Here is an 18,191-nt window from a genome sequence, read left to right on the forward strand (position 1 = left end):
GGAATCGATGAGAACGGCAAAGCGCATACTCGCAGAGTTCATGACGGTGGTCATGGTGCTCCAGGCATGTTCGCCCACGGTCGCCGCCGTGGCGGCAGGCTGGCAGAACATCTCGAGCGAGATTGCCACCGCGGCTGCGGAGGCATCGGACGCAGCCGAGAGCGGCGAGACCAAGAGCGATGTCACGACCGGGTCTGGGTCGAGTGATACCGGCGCCGAAAGCGACAGTGCTGGGGATGACGCGGCGAAGGATGACGCTGCAGCAGGCGATACCACCGATAACGCTACGGGTTCCGATTCCACGGGCGACCAGACGGAAGGCGACGATGCCGCTGACGATGCCGCCGCTGACGACGCCGAGCAAGATGCCGATGATGCGACTTCGGAGGACGCTGAGGACCAGGCGGGTGCGACGATTACAAATCTCGATGAGCTTGTCGAGCTGCTCGAGGCGAACGGCGCGGAAAACATCGTACGCAAAGACGACAGGAGCGGAATCCGAAGCCTTGATGTCAAGTCGTCGGAGGCGTTCGCCGTCCTGTCTAACGCCGACGCTTCGCTTTACTATGATGCGCAGATCAAGGTTATCATCACGGGCGATGCGAAGCTCACCGAGTCGGCTAAGAACGGCATGTCTTTCCAGGGCCTTGGCAGTGATGAGCATCCGTTTGAAGGCAAAATCTATAGGTCGTTGAATGGCGTTGATAGCCCTGTTGAGCTTACGTCTAACCGGACGGTTTTCAATAACTTCAAACTGACTGACCAAAACAATACGGTCAAGATAAAGTGGATAGGCGCAACTACCTATAGCGCGCCGATGGTCGCTACGAAGGTCAGCGGTGGGGGCAAGACGCTCAACGCTGTGGTCAACATCGCAGATCCCGTAGGTACCGGCGGGACGGATACGACTTCCGCTCTGACGGCGCCCCTTTTGGGTGAGGCGATGGGTGACCTTACTACAGAGGTCACCTATGGCCCTGCCGGTTCTCTCGAGAAGCTCAACGTAAATGCAGCGGGAAACATCGGTCTTTTAGCGAATACAGTCAAGAGCGGAACCTTTACGGTGGGGTCTGTTAAGTTTCCCGCTAGCCTTGCCGCGGGCGGTGTCGTCGAGACGAGCTCCGGTAATGCCGGTCTGCTCGTAGGCACGGTCGAGGATGGCGCGACTTTGAACGTCGGCACCCTTAATGTTCCCGCTGCTACCGTTCAGTCTGCAAGCGGTTCCGCCGGTGGTGTCGCAGGTCTCGTCGGTTCGAACACAGGCGCCACAGTCAACGTCACGGAGGCTCTCGACCTGCACATGCTCACCGTCAAGGGCACCACCGCCAGTGGCGGCTTCATCGGTAAGGCGACCAGGCTCGCGCTGGGCGCGGACAACAAGAAGTTCACCTGTCCCGCCAACGTCGGCGATGCGAACAGCAAAAGTTCCGGCGGCTTCATCGGCGACGTTAGTTTTGCCGGCCCGGTCGAGTTTGCCAACAACGACCAAATCGATACGGGCGAGGGCGTGAATCTTGGCCAAAGTGGGGACACGGGCGCGGGCGGCGTGTTCGGTCTCCTGGACACAACGAACGGCGATGTCGCAATATCAGGTGGCTCGTATACTAGCAAACTGGTGACGGGCTCCAGCTCCATCTATGGCGGTCTGGTCGGTAGAGTTCAGGATGTGACCAACACAGAGAAGTCGAACAACACCCTTCATATAAAGACGGGTGCCGCGGGCAACCGCTGTTCGGTTGATACTACATGCAGCGTCGCGCCGCGACTGGCAGGAGGCCTGGTCGGCTGGGTGGCAAAGAGCAACAATACTGGAGGCGTTGTAATCGTTGACGGCGCGGACGTCACGTGCCATTCTCCAAAAGCCAATGGAAAGAACTGCGGGTTTGGCGGTGTTGTTGGCGCCTTGGATAGCGGCTATAGCGTGGGCGGGCGTTCGCGTTTTGGAATTCTGGACTGCGGGGACGTTCGCGTTGAAACTGATAAAAACGAATCAATCGCATGTGGTGCCGGAATTGTGGGTTCGGCATGGAACGGCGTCTTGCGCTTGCGTGGGACTACCGATTTATCCGATTGCAAGCTCGAGGCCAACGGTAATACCAGCCAAATTCTTAGATCCTTGGATGGATGCGCCCCATTGGTGTTTGCTCTAGGTTCAGGCTCGGATGCTGAGGCAACGAACGATAATTATTGGCTTTACAAACGTCCTGCTGCGGCGAGGATCGATGACCTGACCTATAACCAGGTTATCCGCCTGACCGGAGAGGAGGGCAAGCTCAGCAAGGATCTTATTAAACTTGATGAAAGCACCTTTTATCAGCCGTTGTGCAATCTGAGTGGTGCTCCAGATGCTGGCAGCAGTGCTGGCTACTCTTGGGGTTATCAGCTACGGTCCCAAAATGGTGACGGGAAGTCGGGTACATACCTCATTAATGATGCGGATACATTCGCATGCATTGCCATGACGGTCCAAACGAACGGCTACTTTGGCGGTGTATTCGGCATCGGCACGGCTAATATTACGAGCTGGTATGGTAATAGTGGGAATGCTATCTCAATTACTTCCGACATTGACCTGCGAGGTACAGGCCTTGAAGGTCTTGCATGTGATGGGTCCGGGCAAGTTAATGCCTTCGTAGGGGCTGTCGAGGGCAACCATCATACCGTTACCTTGGCGATTGGCGAACCTTACGGTACGCGCAACGGCAATGCGCTTGGCGCAAACGATTCGACTGAAGGCAACGGCAAGATTTACCGGCACAGCCGTCTGGGCCTCTTTGCCGCTATCGGCGGTGGCGCGACGGTGAATAACCTCACCGTCGATGGCGTTATGAAGTTCGATAACGGCTTAGGCGTCGACGCTGGCTCGCTTGCGGCAACTATCACTGGCAAGACAACGCTCAGCGGCGTTACGTGCAAGCCGAAAATCACCTGCGATGATACGTTCGGCAACGATGTCAACATTGGCGGCATTGCTGGTAGCGTGAGGGGTGGTGGAACCGTTACTTTCGGCAGCAGCAACATAAGTGGCAGCACGAAGGCGCAAGCGACCGTCAAAACGGGCGCTACCCTCAACGGCAACACGCGCATTGGCGGCGCTATCGGTTATGTGGCGGACGTTGTCGCTATCGTCAACGTGACGAGTCTCGAGGTCGGTGACGCGACCGCGAGCGAAAATGCGATTACCGCGGGCGACAGCGCGAGCAATAAGAAATCCCAGATTGGCGGCCTTATCGGCTGCATCACTCAGGGCACCGCGGCGAATACGACCAACGTCAACATCACAGGACTTACGTTCAATTCGTTCAGCATGACCGTTGGCAAGAACGGTGACGCGAAGAACGGCGCTGGCGGTCTTTTGGGCTACAGCTGGGGCAATACGGTTGTCACCATCGGGGATGGCGCAAACACCAGCGACAGCACGTATGCTCTCAAGACGAACAACGCTTCCATAACAGCAAACAGCTCAGGTGAACTCGGCGGGCTCGTATATGCAGCCAGCGGTCACTGGGTTATCAACAACTATGCCATCGATCTTTCTGGTGCAACCATCAATGCCGAGAGCGCTACAACGCTTGGTCTGCTCATCGGTCGAGGCGGTAGGACGGAGAATTCCACAACATATGGAGTGGAAACTTATAGCGGCTTGTATCTGGAGAACAAGGCGGGTTGGGACACTGCATATAAGGTCAATGGTGTTGCTGCGGGCAATGGCGTGAAAATCAACAACACGGCAATCAAAAGCAACGACAATGCTACTTCGTTTGATGAATGGGTCGGCAACAGCACGAGGCCTGCCTATGGAAATAAAGACGCCAGCAAACTCATGGACGGCGAATGGAATGTCGTCGTTTCGCTTCATACCAAAGACGGCGTTAATGACGGCAAGCTCGACATGAGCGGAGAGCCGGGAAACGACAACAGCTATCGCAACCGTTCCGATTTCGGCAAGAACCACAACACGAATGCCTGGACGAGGTATTACTACAACCTCGACAAAGCCTATGCGGCACTTGGGCAAGGCAGCTCCAAAATTAGCAAAATCGATACGGCGGAAAAGCTGCTCTTATGGTCTGCTTATCGCTATGCTCCAGCCGCAATTCGCTCGATGATTGTGCCGCAAGCGTTCAACGACGCCGTGGCCATCGGCGGCGAAAGCGGCAGAAGCGTCGAAATTGATTTGACGGGCTATAGTTACTATCCCACCCAGCCGAACGGAAAGGTGACGGTTGGTAATGCGACCATCACCTTCCATTACTCCGACATCAAGGCCGAGCAGAAAAGCAACAAGCTGAACTCTGCTGCTACCCAGCACGAGAACATGCACTGCGGTCTTTTCCGAACGGTGGCAAATGGCGATCTTACGGTGAATGCCGTCACTTTGGGTGGCACTGTTGGGCCCGTTGTCAACGACGGGAGAAGCAAGAATGATATTGCCGCCGCGGGTGGAAGCTCTTCGGGCGCGCTGGTGTGTCGCTACGTGTATGGGTCTAACAATGGCACGACCACCACTATTAGAAAAATCTCGATTGATGGCCTTACGCTCAACAATTTGACCGTCGATGGCGCTAGTGAGGCCACGGGCGCTGATGCTTATATGCCTCTGCTTATAAACGAGATGCAGACGTACGTGAACCTGAGCGCGAAGAACATCACGGCTACGGGATACGGCCGCAACACCAAGGTGGCAACCTCACTTTTTGGAAGACTGGGCGTGGGTTCGAGTGCCGACCAGGTTACGGCGACGTTTGGTACCATCAACGTGCCGAGTGCTACGAACAACGCCATCTTTACCCGTGCAAGCTTGCTTGAGAGCTTTGGCTACGGCGAGGGGAAGACCGGCTCGGCGGTGTATACCTTTATAAAGGATGACCAGACAAACGATAAGGTCACATTCGGCAGCGAGATCGACTCGAAGGGCGAATACTCTGGTAAGCAACTCTGGTACTACAACGAGAGCACCTATGGGACCCGCGCTGGCCTCGTCACCGTTGACAACAAAGAGGCAAATGCGGATACTCCGCAATTCGGTGGTTATCTCCCGTATGTGAAAAAGGGCAATGTCAACGAAAACAAAGTCCAATACCATGAAATCAAAGTTAACCAGCGCGTGCCCAAGCTTACGACAGGCTGCGGCACCTATGGTGATCCCTATACCATAACCAAGGCAACGGAGCTCAACACGGTTGCTGAGTACATCAATACTCAGAATCCAAGCGACGGCTGGGAAGTTACGATTGCGGCCGATCAGGAAACGCTATGCCAGCGCCGCTCGTCCAGCAAGGATGCTAGTAATGAAGTGACGTACGTCTACAAGCAGGCGAGCAAAACATGGGTGAGAATGATCGGGAACGACATCGACCCCAATGACACGCTTGACGATACGACGATGCACAGCTATCTCCAGAGTGCCTACTACAGCATCGAGCCGGAGAACGACAAGGGGGAAAGCACTGACACGCTTGAGCTGGACGCTGCCGTTTTTCAGGGCTTGGGTAATAAAGATTACCCGTTCCGTGGCGTTATCGTTGGTAATCTGAGGGGCTCGTCGCAGGCAGCTACGCAGGCGACTATCAAGATCCACAACTCCAAGGACACAGGTGCGCTTTCTGGGTTGATCCCGTATAGCTACGGTAGCGTTGTGAGTAATCTGAACATTGAATACTCGGGCAAGGCGGCCTCTATTGCACATAAGAATAAAGACGCCTCTGGCGTGCCGGGCGCGTTTTTTGGCGGCGTGATCGGTTGCATCATGGGCGGTGACAATATCATCGATGGCGTGTCGGTGAAAGCGTCTGGCGGCTTTAGCGTTGCTGGGGCAGCAGGCGATAATGGCGGCGCGCACCTTGTGCCCGTTGGCGGCTACGTTGGTGCTGTTGCGGGTGGCGGCGTCATCTTCCGCAACTCTTCCCGCGGCGACGGTGCCCTTAACGACTGGCATAGCGCTGGCGCTTCTCTCTACGACAACCCATATGTTGGCCGCGTGATCGACGGCTATGCGTTCAGCGAGCTTACCGATGATAAGAGTCTCGACAACACTGATCGTAACTACAAGGTGAACAATCTGGATACTTCGAAGACGGGGTGCATCAAGACGGATGCGACGCAGGGCCGCTATAGGGGAGACGACGCCAATAGCTCTGCGATAACCACAACCGTCAATGACTCGCAGGGACTGCTCGTACTCTCGGCCATCATCAGCAGCGGTGCGGCCGGCGGTTCGGCGAATACGAATACCACGAACGATGCGTATGGAACGTATGCGGGCTCGCGTGCCTACATGGGCGGCAACAACGCAAAGGGAGTGTACCAATTCGGCAACAAGCAATACGGCAAAGTTCGCAACGCGAGCTATACACATGTTGGAAGGCCGGCGAGTGCCGCTGAAGACTTTGCTAATGCGATAAGCGATGACATGAAAAGCCCCGGTATCCAGTTAGAGGGTAACGCGCTTGGCTACGCAGGCGATGGCTCGGGCGTTAACTCCCCCTACCTAGTAAAGAAATACGCAACGTGGCAGACGGGTAACATCTGCGCCGCGCAGGTCTCGGGAATGGATTTGCAGTTCAAAGCGGGTGAAACCTACGACATGACTACTTATGGCACGGGTTACACGGGTCTTTCGGGCCGCTACTACTCAAACGCATGCGCATCCGGTAAGGGCGCCGACCGCGATCGCATCGTGCCGCTTGTTGCGTGCATCAACGGTAACGGTGCAACAATTAAGGTCGGTAGCAAAGAGGCCAGCAAGGTATATGGGGTCACGGAGTACGCCGATGATAATTACAAACTCACCGGAGTGGGCGCTCTCTTTGGTACCGTAACGTATACCTCGACCAACGTGTTGGATAGCATCGGCACTCCGGCAACGGACGGCGCTGCTGCTACGGGCAACGGCGGCTATACCGTCCAGAACCTAAAGTTCGATGACTGCAATATTTCTCTTACGTATATCAATGCAGCCGGCGCCTCCAGTGGTGCGGGTAATGAGCAGGTTGGCGTCGGTCTGCTTGCGGGTACTACGGCGAACGCGAGCTCGCTGGCAGATTACGGCAAATATGCAGGAATTACCACGAATAGCTGCAGGGTGAATGGCCCCAATAACGTTGGCGGATTGCTCGGCGCATCCGGCTATGGTAGCCGCAGGACTGATAAAGATACAACTTTGCTGGTGAATCGTAACGACACCTCAAATTCGAACACGCGCTATTCTCCGGTCAAGCTTTACGATTGCTCTTATAGCAACATGGACATTTCTGGCGTGCAAAACGTCGGCGGCTTCGTCGGCAAGCTGAACCAAAATTCCGCTGGTGGCGTTTGGGCAAAAACGAATATGCCTATTGCCGAGAGTTCCACAATTATGTCAACTGCTGCCAGCGCAAGGACCGGCGGTATCGTGGGTCTTGCCGGAGGTGGTTTCCTGGTGAACACCGATGACGCTGGAACGCCTTCGCAGGGTGCCGGAAAGGCGGAGATCAGCAATGTCACGCTTCAGCCGGCAGCATCGAGCGCGACCGAGGGGACCGGCGGCCTTATCGGAAGGTCCGAAAATGGAATCGTGTCTGTCTACAATCTGTGCATCCATGGCGACGTGCAGAATAAAACGGTATTTGGTGTTAGAGGATCGAATAATCTTAAGTACGTTGCTGGTGCAGTCGGCGAAGCAGCTTCGGGCGGTGCATTTAAGTTCGATAGCTGTGTAATAAAAGACATCTATCTTGGTGCTCGTGAGTGCTCTGCCGGTTTAATCGGTGATCTGAAAGGTGGGTGTGCCCTCGAGGTCAAGAATTCAACTATCACTGGACTGGTCGTCGATGGTTCGTATTCTGGTGGTGTTGTTGGCTCGATCGGTAACACGGCGAACTCTGTCACGCTTTTGAACTCGACCATTGGCGAGAATAACTTTACCGGTAGCAAGAACGCTGCATGGAACTCATCGCTGGGAAGTTGTTCTGGTGGCGTGTCTGGCGATGGCCGTGGCTCATTTAGGCTCGTAAATGTGCTCATGGATCGCAATATCTTTGGGGCGCAAACTAGCCAGGGCTATTTGTTCGGAAATAGTTCATCCGCTGATCTCGTCAACGTTTTTGTCGCAGGAATTGCCATTAGACCAAACAGTGCGAGTGAATCGCTCAAGCTGATGCGCAATTCTTCCGGCACCGACGACCTTAAAAAAGTGAACAAAAAGTCATACATCGCATTTGCTGCCTATGAAGACAAGCTTTCCGATGCCAAGGGCGCGACACTGTATGGCAACGATGCTGCGAACGGCAATGTGACGGTGGCCGTTTCGCCCTACGTCACGACGAGTCCGACGAGTGGCCTTGTTGTGCGCGCCTCCGATGCTGACACGGCCGGCCGTTATCTGTTCGGCGACGGCATGAACGTTGGCCTTGCCACGGCCATCCAGAATCCGTCGAGCCCCGGCGTTGCCAACCGTTATACCTACACCAACATCGGCGGCATCAATGACGATGGCGCCTATCAAAATACGTCGAGCTATAACGCCAAATCCGTGGCGAGCATGTTCAATGCGAATAACGATGCAAGCGACAGCAAGGTTGCAACGGATTTTCCCGTTTTGGTGATCTCGGGTACCGATAATACGACGGCCAAGAGCTATCTAAACATCATCACGAACGGCGGCTTCTCTGACGCTTGCAGATTGAATAACGAGAATGGCACCAATCCGCACGTGACGGCCAAAGCAGATGTTTTCCAACTCAAGGATGGTGTGTTCGTTAAGGACGATGACGCGTCGAACAATCCCACGCTTCGCGTAGTGAACAACGGCAAGAACAATATGTCGTTTAGCCCAAGCTCCGATTGGGACAACGGCAAGGGCCGCTTTACGCTCCTGACCGTTACCTTTACCGAGGCGGGTCAGAGCTACAACGTTCAGGTGCCGATCGTCGTTAAGCGCAAGCTCGAGATTGATTTCGCTGCAACGTATGATTACGGCATCAAATTTAAAGAAAAAGACTACGCTAACCTTGGAAAAGATGCACACGTGCTTACGAGCTTTGGCGAGCCGATGACGGGTCTGCTTACCTGGACATACAATTCTGCCAATGGGAAGGAAGTCGACTTTGGCTGGGACAGCTATATGGCTGCTGGCGGCTCGATGAAGGGGCTCGGTAAGAGCATCCTCTTCAATGGTGCCGACGGAAGGTTGCCCCAGGGCACCCAGCTTACGCTCATCGATGCGAACGTTGACGGCCGGGCCGGTGGCAGAGAGTATCACTATACGGTGGGCGAAGGCGGAGCAACGAGCGTTTCCCTGAGCGGAAACGACGGCTTTAAGGATTCTGCGGGCAATCCATATCAGGAGCGATGGCTGAGCGAGATTTTGGATGTGTCGGCCACACAGGATGGCGCCGGCACATGGACCGTGTGTGATAACGAGGCAGAGGCGACCGCTAAAGCGAAACTCGATGGCAAGTGGACGCTGTTTAAGGTTGCGGGTGCTGACGTTCCCAGCAACAGCCGCTATACGCTAAAGGTACCTAAGGAGAAGGATACCGGCAGAGAGAAGCGTGCATCGGAGAGCGTCTACCTAGTTGTCAACGTGCCCAAGTCGGGCGACGGCGTGACGCAAGCTAGTATCAACGGTTTTACGGCTTCGTCTATTGACTCGAATTCTTCGGGTGGCCGCATATCTTGGAATCTGCATCACGTCTTGCGCACCGGTGGCGACGATAATCAAAACGGTACGGCATCGACATACAGCATCTTGTCCAATTACGGGCAGGAAGTTAACGACGGGAAGCCGGAGGCGCGCACTCCGGTTTCGAAGTCGACGGACGGCGCCGCCTACGTTCTTTCTCTTGACGTTACCGACACGATTACGTTTAACCCAAGTCAGAGCTATGCTGACTCGGACTCTTTGTTCTATCAGCTCGATACGTCACTGTGCAAGTATGGCGCCAACAATACCCTGACGGGGGTGAGTAGTTTCCCGAGCGGAACCTCGGCGATCGCTAAATTCTATGTTGCCATCGACAATCAGAACTATAAGTGGGATGGCGAAGATTGGGCGAAGTGTGATTCTTCGACGCCTGCGTTCACGCAGACCGTGACGGATACGGGCGATGACTCGCTGAAGCTCAAGCTCGATTGTGACCTCGCCAGAATCCGCAAGCGTGCAACGGGCGGATCCTTTACCGTGCGCACGGCTGTGGAAGAGATTCGCCTTACGCCGGACGGCTGCAACAAGGTCATCTCCCTGTCCAAGCAGTCTGGCGAGGACGCCTGTACCAAGATGTCCTATACCGCCAAGCTTTCGACGCGTAAGGAAGGCCTTAATACCTCGAGCCTGACGCAGACGAAGCGCGGTAACGTCGGGTACTATCGCATGGACACGGGTGATACGACCATTACGCTTTCTGCGCCAGATAAGTCGCAGCTTGGTATTAACGTGGACGACCTGCGTCCGATCGCGAATGGCACGATTGGTCTGGGTGCCACGTATGAACTGGGTGGACTCAGCAACGCCGCCGAGGCAATTGCGAACGCAGACTCTGTTGTGTACACGCTCGCGCTTCAGCGCCGCGGAACCGACGGCACGTATGAGAGCGTAACGGATGATATCTCCAACTACGTAACAGTGACGGAGAGTAAGCTTGCCGCGGTCGCTCCCTCCGGTAGCACGATCACCTTCACTGACTCGAAGGAGAACGGCAAGTTCAAAACGAAGAACGGTAATACGACGTTTAGCCTGCCCTTTACCGTTAAGGTCAACACGCAGGTTGAACAGCGTGAGCAGTTCTACGCGAACTATCGTCTGGTGATGACAGCGAGCTTGGTCAAGGGTGACGTGGCGAGCGCAAAGCCTCAATCGCCCGACTATGTGACCTACACGCTCACGAGGGTGAACCTCAACGGCATCGACCACTAGTTCCGAAGCCAACTGGCTTCGCAAAGGGGGCGGCAACCACCCGGTTGCCGCCCCCTTTCTAGTCTGCGCGATCCCAGTCTTGGACTCCGCTGGACAGTTAGTTCAGATACGTATAATTCCAGACCGCAGCAGGCGCATCCGGCGCTCGTTTTGGGGAAGAAAGGGGCTCAAAACTAGGATTCGGTAGCTATCTGGGCTCGATTTGCGTGCAATGAGTCGCCAAAGAACCCTCTCCGGGGACCATAGCGCAGCTTTATCAGCATAGAAAAATACGTATCTGAACTAACTGTCCAGCCGCCGTTGGAGAAAGGTGTTTTAGCTCTCCCGACCCCTCCACCAGGCTTTCCAACTTCCCACTTAACTTAACACTTAAGGTGGAAAGCTGGGTAGAAAGCTGGAAAGTTAAGTGGAAAGCTGGAATGTTAAGTGGAAAGCTGGAAAGTACGCGGAAGACTGACATGCTAGCCCAGAGGCTAGAGGGGTTAATAATTATGAAGACCATACCAAGCGAAACAAAAAGATACCAATCTGGTTGGTAAAACACGCTCAATGAGCTGCGAGCTAACTAGCTGCGTAAATTAAATGTAAAGAACTGTCGCAAATAAATGGCAAATGCCCAGATAACGCCGCGTCTATTTTAATTAACTGCTTTGAGCAAACAGTAAAATGCTACTATCTAACTTGCACGTAAGAAAGCAGATTAACGGTTAAGGCTAAGAAGTGGCAGGTATGTCGGAAGCAACTAGGACTCGCACGCATGCGCCCGAGGTTAGGCAGCGCGCCGTCGAGATCCTCCAAGAGGGGGTCGGTCATCGCGCCCTCGCCGCGGAGCTTGGCATTCCCCAGGCCACGGCTCGTCAGTGGGCCCGCGCGTATGCCGTAGGCGGTGCCGACGCCGTTCTCAACGCCGGTTCGCATCATCACACCTATTCGTACGAAGTTAAGCTCGCCGTGGTCAAGGACCGCTTGGAAAACGGCTTAACGGTTCGCGAGGCCATGATCAAGCACAAGATTCCCAGCGAGTCTTCGGTCAAGGCTTGGTGCCGCCAGTATCGCGAGAGCGGTGAGTCCGCGCTGGTTGATAAGCCGCGCGGTCGCAAGCCGCGCGTTAAAAAGGCGGAATAGCGAACGGGATGGTGCGCCCACAGGGGCGCATTTTTCTTGCCGCGCCAACTTTTTGGACCGTCGTGAGCCTACTGGAACATCCTCCAAAGTGGTTAATAAACCGCGCGCAGTGGCCCGTGCGCCCGCCGCCGCGATAGGGGGAGCGTCGCCTCTCTGCTCCAAAGCGGACAGGCTCGTTACCCCGTACGCCTAAAACTCCCCAGTTGACCGAAAACCCGCCGCCGCTACTCCTCAATTGAGCTATAACGTTAAACAATTGCAGCGTTTTAGCATGGGGGAGTGATGGTATGACGCTACTGTATTTCCTTACCCTGTTTCCGCTGGTACCGGCGCTGGGCATGCTGCTCGCGCGCGGTGACCGCGCCCGCGATGCGGCGGGGCTCATAGGCTCCGGCATTATTATGGCGGTGACAGTTGTAGTCGCCGTCATGTTTTTTGGCACGGGTCCGCAGAGCTTTGAGGTTGCCCCCGGCACCTCGCATGTGCTCTCGATCATCAGTTCCGTTATCGACGTCATCCTGTGCGCTGTCATCCTGTACAACGCGTACAAATATAGGAACGCGCTCACCACGGTGCTCGGCATAGTCCAGCTGGTGGGCTCGCTCGCCTTTGCAGCCATGACGCTGCCCGCGGCCGAAGCCGTCACGGCAACGCCACTCTACCTGGACTACATGAGCGTGATCATGGTCCTCGCCGTCGGCATCGTTGGCAGTCTAATCTGCTTGTATGCCCTGGGCTACATGAAGGACTTCCAGGCCCATGACGAGCACGAGGCCGCGCTGCGCGGGCAGACCGCGCCCGACCGTCGCCCGCAGTTCCTGGCGCTCATGTTCCTGTTCCTCTCGGCCATGTTCGTCATCGTGACGAGCGACAACCTTGAGTGGCTGTTCTGCGGCTGGGAAATCACCACCGTGTGTTCGTTCCTTATGATTGGCTACACGCGTACGCCCGAGGCCATCAAGAACGCCTTTACCCAAATCATCCTCAACATGCTGGGCGGCATCGCGTTTTTGGCCGGACTTATGTATCTGCACGTTAACGGCATGCCGCTGACCATCTCGGGCATGATCGAGCTTTCCGGCACCGGAACCGCGCAGTCCGCGCTGCTGGTGATGCCGGTCATCCTGTTGTCGCTCGCCGCGCTCACCAAGGCCGCACAGATGCCGTTCCACACTTGGCTGTTGGGTGCCATGGTTGCACCCACTCCCACGAGCGCCCTGCTGCACTCGTCAACCATGGTCAAAGCCGGCGTGTTCCTGATGGTCAAGCTGAGCCCACTCTATGCCATCTACCCCGTGACCGGCTTTATGGTCACGAGTGTGGGTGCCATCACGTTTTTGCTCGCTGCACTCATGGCCATCTCGCAGAGCAACGCCAAACGCGTGCTCGCGTACTCCACCATTTCCAACTTGGGCCTCATCAGTGCCTGCTTGGGTGTCGGCGCGCCCGAGGCCGTATGGGCGGCCATCTTCCTGATCTTGTTCCACACGGTGGCCAAGTCGCTGCTGTTCCTGTGCGTGGGCACGGCCGAGCATCATATCGGCAGCCGCAATATCGAGGACATGGACGGCATGTTCAGCCGCATGCCGCACCTGACGCGTCTGATGATGCTGGGCATTATGGGCATGTTTGTGGCGCCGTTTGGCATGCTCGTGTCCAAGTGGGGCGCCCTGGTGGCGTTTGCGCAGACCGGCAACGTGCTCATGATCATGGTGCTTGCCTTTGGCTCGGCCGCGACGTTTTACTTCTGGGGCAAGTGGCTTGCCAAGCTTTCGGGCGTCGACCCCACGGCTCAAAACGTTGAGGTCAATGTCCATAAGACCGAATGGATGGCCCTCAACACCATCGCCGCGCTGCTGATTCTGTGCTGCGTGGCGTTTCCGGTTATCTCGAGCGGTCTGGTGTCGCCTTACTTGGCCATGGTGTTTGGCCGCGTGCCGTACGTTATTGGCAAGGACGCCATGTATCTGATGGTGGTTATCGTGGCTTTTATCGCCGTGGTGCTGCTGACGTCATTCCGCGTGAGCAACAAACCGCACGTCAACGTGTACCTTTCGGGCGTGGGAACCGACAAATATCGCCATTTCCGCGGCTCGATGGGACGCGAGGTGAAGGCCGAAAAGCGCAATTGGTACTCGGAGGACGTCCTTGGCGAGAAGCGTATTGGCCCCGCGGGCAGCGTCGTGTGCTGCAGCATTATCTTGTTTGCGCTGCTGTGCTGCGCGTGGATTGGACCCGAGCGGCTTGCCATGAGTGCGCCCTCGGTGCTGCGCGGCAAGTATTTTGAAGGCTCGGGCGTCGTGGGCATTTTTATTGGTACCGTGGCGTTTGCCTTGATTGCGCCGCTTGTGGGCGGCCTGATCGACGGCCTTGACCGTAAGCTTTCGGCTCGCATGCAGGGCCGCGTGGGTCCGCGTCTGCTGCAGCCCTTCTACGACGTTGCCAAACTGCTGCGCAAGGCCCCTGCCAGCGTAAACACCATGGACGATACCTATATGGCATGTGCGCTCATCTTTACCGTGGTAGGCGGCGGCATCTTTGTGTCGGGTTCCAACACGCTGCTGTGCGCTTTTATGGTGACGCTCGCCGCGATCTTTGTGGTGCTGGCGTCCGCCTCGACGCAAAGCCCGTTTGCGCAGGTCGGCGCCGATCGCGAGCTGCTGCAGGTTATGAGCTACGAGCCCGCCGTTCTGCTGATGAGCGTGGGCCTGTATCTCGCCACCGATAGCTTTGATTCCATCGCCGTGACCGGGCAGTCGGCGCCCATCATCGTGTACAGTGCGCCCATTTTCCTTGCGCTGCTCGCGGTGCTCACCATCAAGCTGCGTAAGTCGCCGTTTGACCTTTCGTACTCGCATCACGCGCATCAGGAGATTGTCCAGGGCGTCGCCACCGAGATGAGCGGCAGCACGCTGGCCAAGATGACCCTTATGCACTGGTGCGAGACCGTGCTGTTTTTGATGTGGGTGGGCATGTTCTTTGTTTGGGACAACCCGGTGAGCTGGGTGGTCGCCCTGGTCGTCATGGCCGCGACGTATTTTGTCGAGGTGCTGATCGACAACACCTTCGCCCGTAGCACCTGGCGCAGCTGCTTTAAGCTCGGCTGGGGCGTGGCGCTGGTGTTTGGCCTGCTCAACCTTATGCCCATCCTCGTCGACGTGTTTATTTAGGAGGCGGCATCCATGGATCATAAAATGTCGCGCTCGCCGTGGGTTATTCATTACGACGGCTCGAGCTGCAACGGATGCGATATCGAGGTGCTTGCTTCGCTCACGCCACTGTTCGACGCGGAGCGCTTTGGCGTGGTCAACACCGGCAACCCCAAGCATGCGGATATCTTTTTGGTGACGGGGTCGGTCAATGCCCAGAACCTGCCCGTCGTGCGCCAGATCTACAACCAGATGCTCGAGCCCAAGTGCGTGGTGGCCTGCGGCATCTGCGCGTGTTCGGGCGGCGTATTCCGCGATGCCTATAACGTGATCGGCGGCGTGGACCGCGCAATCCCCGTGGACGTGTACGCGCCCGGGTGTGCCATTCGCCCCGAGACGGTGATCGATGCCATCGTGGAGGCGTGCGGCATCCTGGACCAGAAGGAGGCCGTGATGCGTGCCGGCGGCGACCCGCTTACCGTAGGCGGCGCTGCTACCTGGGATGGTGGCGTTGAGCTGGGCGAGGACGGGTTTGTGGCTGCTGCGGGTGCCGGGGCCGGTGTCGACGCAGGCACGGCTGACGGTGCGCCCGCCGCTGCAAAGGAGGCCGAGTAATGCAAAAGGCTATCTATACCACCGTTGGGATCGACGAGCTCCTGTCGCATGTCCAGGCGCTCAAGGGCGTCGGCGCGCGCTTTGTGCAGATGCACGCCGAGCGCAACGTCGACGACGGCACGTATCGTCTGGTCTATACGTTTATCAACGTTCATGCTGCTCAGGAGCATATTGCGCAGGACGGCAGCTATGCGATTGAGAACCTGGTAGTCGAGGGAATCGACCGGTACCAGGAGATGCCGTCCATCAGCTCGTATTATCCGGCGGTATTCCCGTTTGAAAATGAGGTCCACGACCTATTCGGTCTTGCCATCACCGATATGCAGATCGACTTTAAGGGCTTTTTCTACCAGGTCTCGACCGCTGAACCCATGAGCGTTATCACGCCCGAGGTGAAGGCCGCGCGCGAGAAGGCCATGAAGGTCCGCGCGGCCGCCGAGGCCAAGGCGCGCAAGGCCGCGGCCGAAAAGGCCGCCGCTGCTGCGGCTGCTGCAGGGGAGGGTGCTGCGAGCGCTGCTGCCGCCCAGCCCGCAGCGGCTGCCGGCTCCGATGCTCAGCATGACGAGGCTGCCGCCAAGGCCGCGCTCAAGGCTGCCGAGATGGAGGCAAAGCTCGCCGCCATGGATCCCGAGAAAGCGGCCAAGGTCCGCGCGGCGCTTGCCGCCAAGGCCGTCCGCGACAAGCAGAAAAAGGAGGCGTAAGGTCCATGGCTCATCGCTCCGTAATTCCGTTTGGCCCGCAGCACCCGGTGCTGCCCGAGCCGCTTCATCTGGACCTGGTAATCGAGGACGACCGCGTCATCGAGGCAATTCCGCAGATCGGCTTTGTGCACCGCGGACTCGAGAAGCTCACCGAAAAGCGCGACATGCATCAGTTTGGCTACATCGCCGAGCGCATCTGCGGCATTTGCGCCGTGGGCCACAGCTGCGGCTATGCCAGCGCCTGCGAACGCATGCTTGACATCGAGGTGCCCGGCCGCGTGCAGTATATCCGCACCATTCTGCACGAGCTCTCGCGTATTCACTCGCATTTGCTGTGGCTGGGCCTGCTCGCCGATGCCTTTGGCTTTGAGGCGCTGTTCTATCGTTCGTGGACGCTGCGCGAGCAGATTCTCAAGATCTTTGAGAGCACGTGCGGCGGTCGCGTGATCCTGTCGATTAACGAGATCGGCGGCCTTAAGCACGATATCGAGGATTCCGAGCTGGCGGGCATTGTCCAGACGCTCGATGCCATGCGTCCTGACTACGATGCCCTGGTGCATACGTTTTTGGACGACGACAGCTGCGGCGAGCGCCTGCATGGCGTGGGCGTGATCAGCAAGAAGGACGCACTGGAGCTTTCGATGGTCGGCCCGTTCGGTCGCGCCTCGGGCGTGAACTACGACGTGCGCATGTTTGGCGACGGTGCCTATGCGGATTTGGCCGCGTTTGAGCCCATCGTGGCAACCGACGGCGACTGCTATGCCCGCTGCCAGGTGCGTTGCGCCGAGGTCACGCAGGCCATGGATATCATCAAGGAGCTTGTCGGTAAGATTCCACACGACGGCATCGGCGGGCGCACCAAGCTTACGCCGGCCGACGGCGCGCGCGGCGAAGTTGTGATTGAGCAGCCGCGCGGCGAGGCGTACTACTATGTACGCGGCAACGGCACCAAGAACCTGGACCGTTTTCGCGTGCGAACGCCGACGTCGCAAAACCTGGCGGGTCTGACACATGCGCTGCAGGGCGTGCTCCTTGCCAACGTGCCCATGATTATCCTGACCATCGACCCCTGCATTAGCTGCACGGAAAGGTAGGCGCGGCATGAGTTTGCTGACATTTGCCAAGACGGCCTTGGGTTCTATGGTCAAGCAGCCGGTCACGGTGTGCTATCCGCAGGAGAAACTGACGGCGCCCGAGCGCCTGCGCGGGCATATTGTCAATGACATGGACGTGTGCATCTACTGCGGCATGTGCGCTCGGCGTTGTCCGGCGGGCGCACTCGCGGTCGATCGCAAAGGCGGCACCTGGTCGATTGACCCGTACGCCTGCGTGGTGTGCGGCGAGTGCATCGAAAGCTGCCCCAAACACTGCCTGACTATGGATACCGCCCGTACCCCAGTCGCAGCGGATAAGACTCCCACGGTAGAAACCAAGCCGGAGTAGCTCTGGAATGGGGCTGGTATAGCGCTGGAATGGGGGCCGGCGGGGTGAAAATGCCCCGCCGGCCTCGCGCTTAAACGCGCGGTGGAGCCGCCGTGAACAAAACTATGCCGGATTACTACGATAAATTGCCTACCCCCAATCACACCGCATTCGGCAAAACCAAAACCGCAGGTAGACGGCTTGCAGCTTTGCGAAAAAGTCACGCGTGATCGGGGATCTCATTTTTATCGTAGTAAACCGGCATAGTTTTGAAATGTCACCATA

At 57.0% G+C, this 18,191-nt stretch carries 7 protein-coding genes; all 7 read left to right on the forward strand.

Annotated elements, in window-relative coordinates:
* Positions 1-7 precede the first annotated feature (7 nt).
* The 7 genes from DW821_RS05290 (at position 8) to DW821_RS05320 (ending at position 17,927) form a co-directional block, all read left to right on the forward strand.
* Positions 8-10,894 (forward strand): hypothetical protein, encoded by a 10,887-nt coding sequence (locus tag DW821_RS05290; RefSeq protein WP_118065924.1) that lies wholly within the window; start codon positions 8-10, stop codon positions 10,892-10,894.
* A 729-nt stretch (positions 10,895-11,623) separates the two neighbouring features.
* Entirely contained in the window at positions 11,624-12,019 is a 396-nt protein-coding gene (locus DW821_RS05295; protein ID WP_089573462.1) for a helix-turn-helix domain-containing protein, read from the forward strand.
* 287 nt (positions 12,020-12,306) lie between these two features.
* On the forward strand, positions 12,307-15,189 hold the full coding sequence (locus DW821_RS05300) for a proton-conducting transporter membrane subunit (protein WP_118065926.1): 2,883 nt from the start codon (positions 12,307-12,309) through the stop codon (positions 15,187-15,189).
* A gap of 12 nt (positions 15,190-15,201) precedes the next feature.
* Positions 15,202-15,783, forward strand: coding sequence for an NADH-quinone oxidoreductase subunit B family protein (locus tag DW821_RS05305; RefSeq protein WP_117655435.1), 582 nt, complete (start codon positions 15,202-15,204; stop codon positions 15,781-15,783).
* Positions 15,783-16,484 carry an NADH-quinone oxidoreductase subunit C gene (locus DW821_RS05310; RefSeq protein ID WP_118065928.1) on the forward strand — a complete coding sequence of 234 codons (702 nt, stop codon included), beginning with the start codon at positions 15,783-15,785 and terminating at the stop codon, positions 16,482-16,484. The genes DW821_RS05305 and DW821_RS05310 overlap by 1 nt, the downstream gene beginning before the upstream one ends.
* Before the next feature lie 5 nt (positions 16,485-16,489).
* Entirely contained in the window at positions 16,490-17,578 is a 1,089-nt protein-coding gene (locus DW821_RS05315) for a nickel-dependent hydrogenase large subunit (protein WP_117803504.1), read from the forward strand.
* A gap of 7 nt (positions 17,579-17,585) precedes the next feature.
* Complete coding sequence (locus DW821_RS05320) at positions 17,586-17,927, forward strand: 4Fe-4S dicluster domain-containing protein (RefSeq protein ID WP_118065930.1); 342 nt, start codon at positions 17,586-17,588, stop codon at positions 17,925-17,927.
* The last annotated feature ends 264 nt before the right edge of the window (positions 17,928-18,191 follow it).

It is taken from the genome of Collinsella sp. AM33-4BH, assembly GCF_003469205.1.
In the GTDB taxonomy this organism is placed as follows: Bacteria; Actinomycetota; Coriobacteriia; order Coriobacteriales; family Coriobacteriaceae; genus Collinsella.